Here is an 8,891-nt window from a genome sequence, read left to right as displayed (position 1 = left end):
CTATAAAGCCCTGCAAGCAGAGATTGAAACCCTTATCAAAGAGAAAAACAGCGGCTACAACGATTACCGGGCAAAACGGGAGGAATACCGCCGCTTACAGACCGTCAAGGGCAATATCGACCAGATTTTACGCCGGGAGCGCAAGCCTGTGAAAAGGCAGGAACAGGAGCGATAAAAACCACCCCAAAATGTACCCGAACCCATACAGAACAAGGGGGCTGCCCCGTACCCTATCCCCAATACCAAAGGATTTTTTAACGGGCTTACAGGGCAGAAAAACCCCGAAAATGATACCGAGATGATACAGAATTACCGCCGATACCGCCACACCAGCGGAAACGGCAGAAAGGAGCGCACCCATGCCAAGAATGAGCAAGAAACGGCGGCTGGAATGGTCTTTTTTCCTGCGGCAAGTGAAAGTCGGAAATACCACCTGCGACCGTATCACATACAACGACCTCTGCCGGGGCTGTACCCATAGCTGCAAGCAGAGCTTCCGGGCGGTTATCATACTCTGCCCCCGCTACTACTCCAAACGCCGGAAAAAGGAGGACAGGGACAATGGCAGATAACCGCAAGTATTACTACCTCAAGCTGAAAGAGAACTTTTTTGACAGCGACTCCATTGTGCTGCTGGAAGATATGAAAGACGGAATTTTATATTCCAATATCCTCTTGAAGCTGTACTTAAAATCGCTGAAAAACGGCGGGAAGTTGCAGCTTGACGAGCATATCCCCTACACAGCGCAGATGATAGCGACACTGACCCGCCACCAGATAGGGACGGTTGAGAGGGCTTTAGAGATTTTCCGGCAGTTGGGACTTGTGGAGCAGCTTGACAGCGGGGCTTTCTATATGACCGACATTGAGCTGATGATAGGACAGTCCTCTACCGAAGCCGAGCGAAAACGGGCTGCAAGGCTGGAAAACAAAGCACTTTTACCGCCCCGGACAAAAGGCGGACATTTGTCCGACATTCGTCCACCAGAGATAGAGATAGAGTTAGAGAAAGAGATAGAGATAGAAAAAGAGAGAGAGGGAGAAACGGGACACCCCACCCCTGCCGCTTATGGCAGATACAACAATGTGATACTGACCGATACAGAGCTTTCCGGGCTGAAAACAGAGCTGCCCGACAAGTGGGAGTATTATATTGACCGGCTTTCCTGCCATATCGCTTCCACTGGGAAGCAGTACCACAGCCATGCAGCCACCATTTACAAGTGGGCGCAGGAAGACGCTGCCAAAGGCAAGGCTGCCCCGAAACAGGGTATACCCGATTATTCATGCAAGGAGGGCGAGAGCTTATGAAAAACGAGATTGAAGCTATGATTACGGACATTACAGCCACTACCGCCGAAGCGGAGGACTACACAGGCGAGGACGGGCTTTTATACTGCGGCAAGTGCCATACGCCCAAAGAAGCCTACTTTGCAGAGGGAAAGACCTGTTTCGGGCGTGACCGCCACCCGACAGACTGCGACTGCCAGCGGGCAGCCCGTGAAAAGCAGCAAGCCGCCGAAAGCCGACAGAAGCACCTTGAAAAAGTGGAGGACTTGAAACGCCGGGGCTTTACCGACCCTGCTATGCGGAACTGGACATTTGAGCATGACAACGGCAGAAACCCGCAGACCGAAACCGCCCGCTTTTATGTGGAGAGCTGGGAAACCATGCAGGCTGAAAATATCGGCTACCTGTTTTGGGGCGGCGTGGGGACAGGAAAAAGCTACCTTGCCGCCTGTATCGCCAACGCCCTTATGGAGAAAGAGGTTGCCGTCTGTATGACAAACTTTGCAACCATACTCAATGACCTTGCTGCCAGCTTTGATGGCAGGAACGAATATATTTCCCGCCTTTGCAGCTACCCCCTGCTGATACTTGATGATTTTGGTATGGAGCGAGGAACAGAATACGGGCTGGAACAGGTTTACAGCGTGATTGACAGCCGTTACCGAAGCGACAAGCCGCTGATCGCCACGACCAACCTCACGCTGGAGGAATTGCAGCACCCGCAGGACACGCCCCACGCCCGTATCTATGACAGGCTGACTTCCATGTGCGCCCCCGTCCGCTTCACGGGCAGCAACTTCCGAAAGGAAACCGCACAGGAAAAGCTGGAACGCTTAAAGCAACTGATGAAGCAGCGAAAGGAGAGCCTATGACAGAAACGAAACAGACAAGCACCACCAAAACAGACCGCCGCCCGGACTGTGTAACGGAAATCCGCATGGGCAACTCCGTCCTTACCGTTTCCGGCTTCTTCAAGCAGGGTGCAACCGACACCGCAGCCGACAAGATGATGAAAGTGCTGGAAGCGGAAGCTGCTACACAAAAAACGGCGATTTGACCGACCATAAAGAAGCAGATTTGACGCTTTTGCCGCTATACAGACCGCCGCCCCATGTGGTACAATCAAGGTACGGAATAGTGGGGCTGGCTGTCGGAAACGGAGGATTTTATGTTAAGACAGACCAACCAACAACCAATTACCGCCCTTTACCCAAGACTTTCCCATGAGGACGAGCTGCAAGGCGAGAGCAATTCCATTTCCAATCAGAAGCGTATCCTTGAAACCTATGCAAAGCAGAACGGCTTTTCCAATCTGCGCTGGTACACGGACGACGGTTATTCTGGTGCGAACTTTCAAAGACCCGGTTTTCAAGCCATGCTTGCGGACATTGAAGCCGGAAAAGTCGGGACAGTTATCGTAAAGGATATGTCGAGGTTAGGGCGAAACTACCTGCAAGTGGGAATGTACACGGAAATGATTTTCCCACAGAAAGGTGTCCGCTTCATCGCTATCAATGACGGAGTGGACAGCGCAATGGGCGACAACGATTTTACCCCGCTGCGTAATCTTTTCAACGAATGGATGGTGAGAGATACGAGCAAAAAAATCAAGGCAGTTAAGAAAGCAAAAGGCATGAGCGGTAAGCCTGTTACCAGCAAGCCCGTGTACGGCTACCTCATGGACGAGGACGAAAATTTCATCATTGACGAGGAAGCCGCCCCGGTAGTCAAGCAGATTTACCAGCTTTGCCTTGCCGGGAACGGTCCGACCAAGATAGCCCGTATGCTGACCGAGCAGGAAATCCCCACGCCGGGAACGCTGGAATACCAGCGCACAGGCAGCATACGCCGCTACCACCCCGGCTATGAATGTAAGTGGGCGACCAATACCGTTGTTCATCTGTTGGAAAACCGGGAATACACAGGCTGTCTTGTGAACTTCAAGACGGAAAAACCGTCCTACAAGATGAAGCACAGCATAGACAACCCCATTGAGAAACAGGCGATTTTCGAGAACCACCATGAGCCAATCATCGACTTGCAGACATGGGAACGGGTGCAGGAGTTACGCAAGCAGCGCAAACGCCCCAACCGCTACGATGATGTGGGCTTGTTCTCCGGCTTGCTGTTCTGCGCCGACTGCGGTCATGTGATGTACCAGCAGCGGTATCAGACCGACAAGAGAAAGCAGGATTGCTACATCTGCGGCAGCTATAAGAAGCGCACCGCCGACTGTACGGCGCACTTCATCCGAACCGACCTTTTGACGGCGGGTGTGCTGGACAATCTGCGGAAAGTGACCGCCTATGCACAGAAGCATGAAGCCCGGTTCGTGAAGCTGCTTATCCAGCAGAATGAAATGGGCGGCAAGCGGAAACAGGCGGCAGCCACGAAGCAGCTTGAACAGGTGCAGAGCCGCATTGCAGAACTTTCCCGCTATATCAAACGTCTGTATGAGGACAATGTAAACGGGAAAATCAATGACGAGCGTTTTATGGAAATGTCCGCAGACTACGAAGCCGAGCAGCGGGAACTGAAGGAGAAAGCCGCCGCATTGCAGGGCGAACTGGACAAGGCACAGGAAGCCACGGTAAACGCTGAAAAGTTTATGAACGTTGTCCGCAAGTACCTTTCTATCGAGGAACTGACACACACCCTCTTGCGTGAAATGGTGGAGAAAATCGTTGTCTATGAATGTGAGTATGACGAGAACGAAGTACGCCACCAGCGCATTGATATTTATTATAGCTTTGTCGGCAAGATTGACTTGCCCGAAGAATAAGCCCGACCTATCCGACACCCTGCGCAAGTGCCGGATAGGAACGGCAAAATTTTTTACACTTCTATTACTTCTTTATCACACATAAGCAAAATCACAGGGAATTAAGCAGTTCATGGCTAATTAAAGGGAACAAAAAGAAAGGAAAAGCACAATCCAGACGGTATCAGCGGCAGGTTACAAGAATAAATTGTGATTTCACAAGATTGGTGCTATAATAATAAGAGAAAAGTTCCTGCCGGGGCAGCCGCCCCGGTGGTATGGATAGAAAGGCAGGAAAACAATATGCACATCAGCTATAAACCACTCTGGCACACACTGTTAGAGCGTGATATGAGAAAAGAAGATTTAAGGCTTGCCGCCGGTATGACAACGAATATGATTGCCAACATGAGCAAAGAGGGAAAGCACATCAGCATGGACACATTAGCCCGTATCTGCGAAACGCTGAATTGTGAGATTACCGATGTGATTGAGTTAGTACCAGACGAGCCTGCTTCCACAGGAGGTAAGGAACATGAGCGAATTGAAACCAAGAATAACAGAAAACGGAATTGATTATATCCTTGTTGGGGATTACTACATCCCGGATTTGAAGCTGCCGGAAGAACACCGCCCCATTGGAAAGTATGGACGGCTACACCGGGAATATTTAAGAGAAGTCCACCCAGCCAGATTGAACACATTGATATTGACCGGAGAGCTATGGACATATCTTACAGACCTGAACGAACAGGCACAGGAACGGTTAGACACCATCATGGAACAGATGAAAGCTGCCGAGGGCGTGACCGAAGAATTAAAGCGTACCCATCAAATGGAATGGGTGCAGCGTTGCAATAACATTCACAACCGGGCAGAAGAAATTATTTTGCGTGAGATAATTTATTCATAACGGTGTGATAGAATGATTATGACAAATCGGGATTGGTAGGTGATAGTATGAAAAAGAAAACAAAGATTATTATTGGAATTTTGGTTGTTTTTGCAATTTTAGTGGCAGGAATTAGTTATAGAGAATATATAAAGGCACACACATTTACACTCTCTGGCAATGAACAGATACAATCAATCACAGGAACTGTAAAAGTAAGTAGTCCGAAAGATACAGAAGTGATTTTTATTGATGTAAAAACTGGGGTAAATTATGCTATTCCTTATATTACCTCTGGAGCAAGTGAAACGATTAAGCTTGAAAAGGGAAAATGGTATAGTGTTGAAACAGGCGAAGGACTTACAATGAGTTTGGTGAATGTTCGTATAGAATAGATAGGGCGTATATTTATTTTTTTGTGGGGCGTAGGATCAAAAGTCAATAGAAAAAGATATGAGAAAGCATAAATAAAATTCCAGCTTGTCATTCTGAAAATTTAACTGAATAACCACAGCACAAACCGCTGCTACATGGAAGCCAACAAACCATGCAACAGCGGTTTTTCTTTATCGTTTTTTCCTCTGGCTGATGGGCGTTCCCATTTTCTTTGACTTTTTGAGAATCCGAATCAGCCAGCGAAATTCTTCATCTGACAGATTTTTATAGTTGATACCAAGCTGCTTACAGTAAAGGACAACCAGCTTTTCATCACGGCTGCCCTTGAAATTTTCAACCGCTTCCAGATTTTCTTTCAGTTCATCGGCAACGGTGGTCTGGGGTGCACTCTCGCTGTCCTTTTTATGGGCTTCTCGAATATCCCGGATAATGAGATTGAGGTCATCCCGTACCATGTGACTGAAATATTCATCATCACTGATATGGGCGGCTTGCAGCACTTTCAAATGGGGGTCATCTTCGCCGGGGCGATACCGTTCAATGATTTCATGCCGGACGGTATCAACAAGTGCATTGAGGTTTTGAATCTGCATGGTGGCAATCCCGTCCACATAAATCTCAATGTCTGCAAGAAACTTGATAAAATCCTTATGTGTGGCAAGTTCACACAGCAGACGGTTGTTAATCCGACCGCTTTTCAGAAGTGCTACCATCTCATCACTCAAATGCAGCTCCCTTAATGGCGTGTTGATCTCCGCCCGGTTCTCTGTCCGGCAAAAGAGATAATCGAGGGACACCTCATAAAAATCTGCCAGCAGGATAAGGTTGCCATGATTGATTTCCTTATAGTCATCTTTTTCATAACTGCCAAGAGCCGATTTTGAAATACCCGTTTGCTCTGCCAGTTCTTCCAGTTTTAATCCTTTGTTTAATCGTAAATCTTTTAGCCGTTCCTGTATTGTAGTAGCTCCGTTCATTGAAGCAGTTCCCCCTTCTGACAGCATTTATAACCGTTGAATTGATTATACCATATCAATTCCGCAATCGTGGAAATTTCTGATTTTTACCCCGAATTCCTACTTTGTGGACATACCGCACGAGGCACAAAAATGTTCTATGATACAGGTAGTTCATCGATGGATTATTCCAATCGAATGACCAGCCTGTGTGGGATATGCTTCCCCGGCGATGTAGTGCCATGACTTTTGGCAGGGATATGGAGGAACCCTGACCGAAACGAGCATACCAAAGGGAGCGATACGCCGCTGTGAGATTCAGGGGAGGAACGACACCGGGGAGAACTGGCGAACTGACACCGAAATGATACCGAAACACGACAATCTGATAGGGGGATAGTCTACCCTATCGCTGATACTTCGGGAGATTTTAGGGGGCTCTATGGCTGTAATTTTGCCGAAAATCGCCCCGAAACCATACACTAAAACGGGAGGAAGCGCAATATGCCGAGAATGAGCAAAAAGAGGAAGCAGGAGCTTTCTTTTTACCTCAATGACCGGGGGCGTGTCACTTACAACGAATTATGCCGGAAATGCCAGCATGGGTGCAGGCAGAGCTTCCGGACGGTTGTGATTGACTGCCCCCGTTATTTATCCAAACGAGCAAAGAATAAGGAGGAACACACCGAATGAATTTTGAATTTATGACGATAGACACACCATTGCCGCCATGTATGCCATTTCCCAGAGCGTTGACAGGATTTCCAGTTAGCAGCACCGCAAAGGTCATGTACTGCCGGATGCTGGACGCTATGCTCTCCAAAGGGCAAGAGGACGAGAACGGAATCCTGTTTGTCTGCTTCCCTGTCACAGCCATTGCCGCAGTCCTGTCCCGCAGCCCCATGACGGTCAAGCGTTCTCTGAATGAACTGGAAATCGCCGGACTTATCATGCGGGTGCGTCAGGGCGTTGGAGAACCAAACAGGATTTATGTGCTGATACCGGGAAAGGAGGACGCTGCCCTTGCCTGATACCTCAAAGCTGGAAAAGCTAAACTGGGAGCTGGAGAAAAGCGAAAAGAAACTGCGGAAAGCCATCAATGATGAAAAGGCATTGCAGTACCAGTTAAAGCAGCTTACCCGAAAGGAACGGACGCACCGGCTCTGTACCCGTGGCGGTATGCTGGAAAGTTTTCTGCAAGAGCCGGAACGCCTGACAGATGATGATGTCATGCTGTTGTTGAAACTCATTTTTCACAGACAGGACACGCAGGAACTATTGAAAAAACTGCTGGAACGGGAGAAGCCAGAAACCCCTTAGTTTACTAAGGGCGCAATTATACACCACCCAGAGGTTGGTGCATTGCGTTCTCCGAAGGCTCCTCGCCGGAGGGCTGTGATTTTCCGCAGTCATGGTCTGCTCCAAATCATACAGGGGACGCTACGCTTCCCCTGCGCTGGCTGCCGCCAGCTACCCTTTTGTGGACTTGCCATCTGGGGACACCTTGCGCTGCAAGCTGTTCCCAGCCGACAAGTTTCATAAAATATGCTATCTTTTCGATAGGCAATAAAGTATAATGAAGTCAGCAATAAATCAGGAATTTGAGGTCAAGGATTAAACGGGAGGTTTATATGAAAAAATACCAATGTCCTTGCTGCGGATATTTTACCTATAATGTTCCGGCAAATAAAGATTGTGGGTATATTTGCCCCGTTTGTTTTTGGGAGAATGACCCGTTTATTGCTTCTGATAACGAACCAAGCGACTCTAATCATGGAATAACACTAAAAGAAGCGAAATTCAATTTCTCAAAATTTGGTGCTTGTGAAAAAGAAATGTTATGTTATGTCCGATCACCAAGAGATGATGAAAAAGAAATTTCATAGCGACAACTTCCAACTTGTAGAACTGAAAAATTGAAATTTGATGGGATGGTGATATTATGAAAAAGATAATGGCAGTTATGCTATCGTTGCTTGCTTGTACGGTTCTGCTTGCAGGGTGCAACACTTCCTCCGAAAGCAATGAAGAACAGTCCTTAAAGGTATATTCATTTAGCGGAGAAAATGAATATATTTCTGTGTCGAATGGTGTAATTATTTTAGATGGCAAAGATGAAATTTGCTATGGTGGTGATTTGAAAGTGATGTCAGACGATTTTGCTAATATTACCACATACTCAACGACCATTTATATCAATGGAAGCGAAAAAGAAACTCTGCTTTCTAATGGTGTTGATGATCAGACAGGTGAGACAATAGATGTTTCTGGAAATGTTGGACAAATTTCTGGTGACATTCTCAGAGATAGTGACGCTGATAAGTTGACTGATAATTTGTGGTTTGAATTGAAAACAACCAATTTGAACGGAGAAGAAAGCACTTATCGGGTACAGTTAGAGACAACTGAAATCACAAAGGAAGTCAAAAAGTAACCCCAAACTCTTACAACTAAATACCCGCCGCCCACAAAGCGGCACACCAAGCAGGAAATCTGAAAAAGGTTGCCTGCTTTTTTTCTGCGTGTGTCCAGCAAAGCTGGACTACACTTGCCGGTGTAAGTCCGGTCACGGTAATCGCCAGTGAGCCGTGTAGTT

At 47.5% G+C, this 8,891-nt stretch carries 14 protein-coding genes; 13 read left to right on the top strand and 1 reads right to left on the bottom strand.

Translation table 11 applies throughout. The features are described from left to right. Positions 1-359: 359 nt before the first annotated feature. From AB5642_RS14480 to AB5642_RS14445, 8 genes are all read left to right on the top strand, one after another. Complete coding sequence (locus tag AB5642_RS14480; protein WP_005927784.1) at positions 360-572, top strand: hypothetical protein; 213 nt, start codon at positions 360-362, stop codon at positions 570-572. Further along, entirely contained in the window at positions 562-1,311 is a 750-nt protein-coding gene (locus AB5642_RS14475; RefSeq protein ID WP_005921277.1) for a phage replisome organizer N-terminal domain-containing protein, read from the top strand. The genes AB5642_RS14480 and AB5642_RS14475 overlap by 11 nt, the downstream gene beginning before the upstream one ends. Then, a complete protein-coding gene (locus AB5642_RS14470; protein ID WP_055222989.1) occupies positions 1,308-2,162 on the top strand; it encodes an ATP-binding protein in 855 nt (284 codons plus the stop codon). The genes AB5642_RS14475 and AB5642_RS14470 overlap by 4 nt, the downstream gene beginning before the upstream one ends. Beyond that, positions 2,159-2,347: a transposon-encoded TnpW family protein gene (locus AB5642_RS14465; protein ID WP_002569233.1), complete on the top strand. Its 189-nt coding sequence runs from the start codon at positions 2,159-2,161 to the stop codon at positions 2,345-2,347. The genes AB5642_RS14470 and AB5642_RS14465 overlap by 4 nt, the downstream gene beginning before the upstream one ends. A gap of 111 nt (positions 2,348-2,458) precedes the next feature. Next, positions 2,459-4,072 carry a recombinase family protein gene (locus tag AB5642_RS14460; RefSeq protein WP_368371709.1) on the top strand — a complete coding sequence of 538 codons (1,614 nt, stop codon included), beginning with the start codon at positions 2,459-2,461 and terminating at the stop codon, positions 4,070-4,072. Positions 4,073-4,354: 282 nt separating this feature from the next. Beyond that, on the top strand, positions 4,355-4,627 hold the full coding sequence (locus AB5642_RS14455) for a helix-turn-helix transcriptional regulator (RefSeq protein WP_002592127.1): 273 nt from the start codon (positions 4,355-4,357) through the stop codon (positions 4,625-4,627). Then, positions 4,587-4,964 (top strand): TnpV protein, encoded by a 378-nt coding sequence (locus AB5642_RS14450; protein ID WP_002592126.1) that lies wholly within the window; start codon positions 4,587-4,589, stop codon positions 4,962-4,964. The genes AB5642_RS14455 and AB5642_RS14450 overlap by 41 nt, the downstream gene beginning before the upstream one ends. A 47-nt stretch (positions 4,965-5,011) precedes the next feature. Beyond that, on the top strand, positions 5,012-5,338 hold the full coding sequence (locus AB5642_RS14445) for a hypothetical protein (protein ID WP_002592125.1): 327 nt from the start codon (positions 5,012-5,014) through the stop codon (positions 5,336-5,338). Between the two features lie 171 nt (positions 5,339-5,509). On the opposite strand, the gene AB5642_RS14440 is transcribed toward AB5642_RS14445, so the two are convergent. Then, entirely contained in the window at positions 5,510-6,316 is an 807-nt protein-coding gene (locus tag AB5642_RS14440; RefSeq protein WP_368371708.1) for a helix-turn-helix domain-containing protein, read from the bottom strand. Positions 6,317-6,799: 483 nt separating this feature from the next. Between AB5642_RS14440 and AB5642_RS14435 the strand changes: the two genes are divergently transcribed. From AB5642_RS14435 to AB5642_RS14415, 5 genes are all read left to right on the top strand, one after another. Continuing rightward, positions 6,800-6,988, top strand: a complete 189-nt coding sequence (locus tag AB5642_RS14435; protein ID WP_368371707.1) for a hypothetical protein — start codon at positions 6,800-6,802, stop codon at positions 6,986-6,988. Next, positions 6,985-7,326, top strand: a complete 342-nt coding sequence (locus tag AB5642_RS14430) for a DeoR family transcriptional regulator (RefSeq protein ID WP_118657063.1) — start codon at positions 6,985-6,987, stop codon at positions 7,324-7,326. The genes AB5642_RS14435 and AB5642_RS14430 overlap by 4 nt, the downstream gene beginning before the upstream one ends. Next, the gene (locus tag AB5642_RS14425; RefSeq protein WP_368371706.1) at positions 7,319-7,615 is read left to right on the top strand and encodes a DUF3847 domain-containing protein; all 297 of its coding nucleotides are present in this window, start codon (positions 7,319-7,321) and stop codon (positions 7,613-7,615) included. The genes AB5642_RS14430 and AB5642_RS14425 overlap by 8 nt, the downstream gene beginning before the upstream one ends. A gap of 311 nt (positions 7,616-7,926) precedes the next feature. Continuing rightward, positions 7,927-8,181 carry a CPCC family cysteine-rich protein gene (locus AB5642_RS14420; RefSeq protein ID WP_002304358.1) on the top strand — a complete coding sequence of 85 codons (255 nt, stop codon included), beginning with the start codon at positions 7,927-7,929 and terminating at the stop codon, positions 8,179-8,181. Positions 8,182-8,237: 56 nt separating this feature from the next. Further along, positions 8,238-8,729 (top strand): hypothetical protein, encoded by a 492-nt coding sequence (locus AB5642_RS14415; protein ID WP_002304359.1) that lies wholly within the window; start codon positions 8,238-8,240, stop codon positions 8,727-8,729. The last annotated feature ends 162 nt before the right edge of the window (positions 8,730-8,891 follow it).

The sequence above is a fragment of the Ruminococcus sp. 1001136sp1_2201st1_G3_2201SCRN_220225 genome (genome assembly GCF_040924365.1).
Classification (GTDB): domain Bacteria; phylum Bacillota; class Clostridia; order Lachnospirales; family Lachnospiraceae; genus Blautia_A; species Blautia_A faecis.
Note: the sequence above shows the minus strand (reverse complement) of the source record. Positions and strands in the feature narration are given on the sequence as shown.

Coding starts and splice junctions, on each gene's coding strand:
- AB5642_RS14460 (WP_368371709.1), top strand. CDS start 2,459: ATGTTAAGACAGACCAACCAACAACCAATTACCGCCCTTTACCCAAGA.
- AB5642_RS14455 (WP_002592127.1), top strand. CDS start 4,355: ATGCACATCAGCTATAAACCACTCTGGCACACACTGTTAGAGCGTGAT.
- AB5642_RS14420 (WP_002304358.1), top strand. CDS start 7,927: ATGAAAAAATACCAATGTCCTTGCTGCGGATATTTTACCTATAATGTT.
- AB5642_RS14440 (WP_368371708.1), bottom strand. CDS start 6,316: ATGAACGGAGCTACTACAATACAGGAACGGCTAAAAGATTTACGATTA.
- AB5642_RS14430 (WP_118657063.1), top strand. CDS start 6,985: ATGAATTTTGAATTTATGACGATAGACACACCATTGCCGCCATGTATG.
- AB5642_RS14415 (WP_002304359.1), top strand. CDS start 8,238: ATGAAAAAGATAATGGCAGTTATGCTATCGTTGCTTGCTTGTACGGTT.
- AB5642_RS14470 (WP_055222989.1), top strand. CDS start 1,308: ATGAAAAACGAGATTGAAGCTATGATTACGGACATTACAGCCACTACC.
- AB5642_RS14445 (WP_002592125.1), top strand. CDS start 5,012: ATGAAAAAGAAAACAAAGATTATTATTGGAATTTTGGTTGTTTTTGCA.
- AB5642_RS14450 (WP_002592126.1), top strand. CDS start 4,587: ATGAGCGAATTGAAACCAAGAATAACAGAAAACGGAATTGATTATATC.
- AB5642_RS14435 (WP_368371707.1), top strand. CDS start 6,800: ATGCCGAGAATGAGCAAAAAGAGGAAGCAGGAGCTTTCTTTTTACCTC.
- AB5642_RS14475 (WP_005921277.1), top strand. CDS start 562: ATGGCAGATAACCGCAAGTATTACTACCTCAAGCTGAAAGAGAACTTT.
- AB5642_RS14480 (WP_005927784.1), top strand. CDS start 360: ATGCCAAGAATGAGCAAGAAACGGCGGCTGGAATGGTCTTTTTTCCTG.
- AB5642_RS14465 (WP_002569233.1), top strand. CDS start 2,159: ATGACAGAAACGAAACAGACAAGCACCACCAAAACAGACCGCCGCCCG.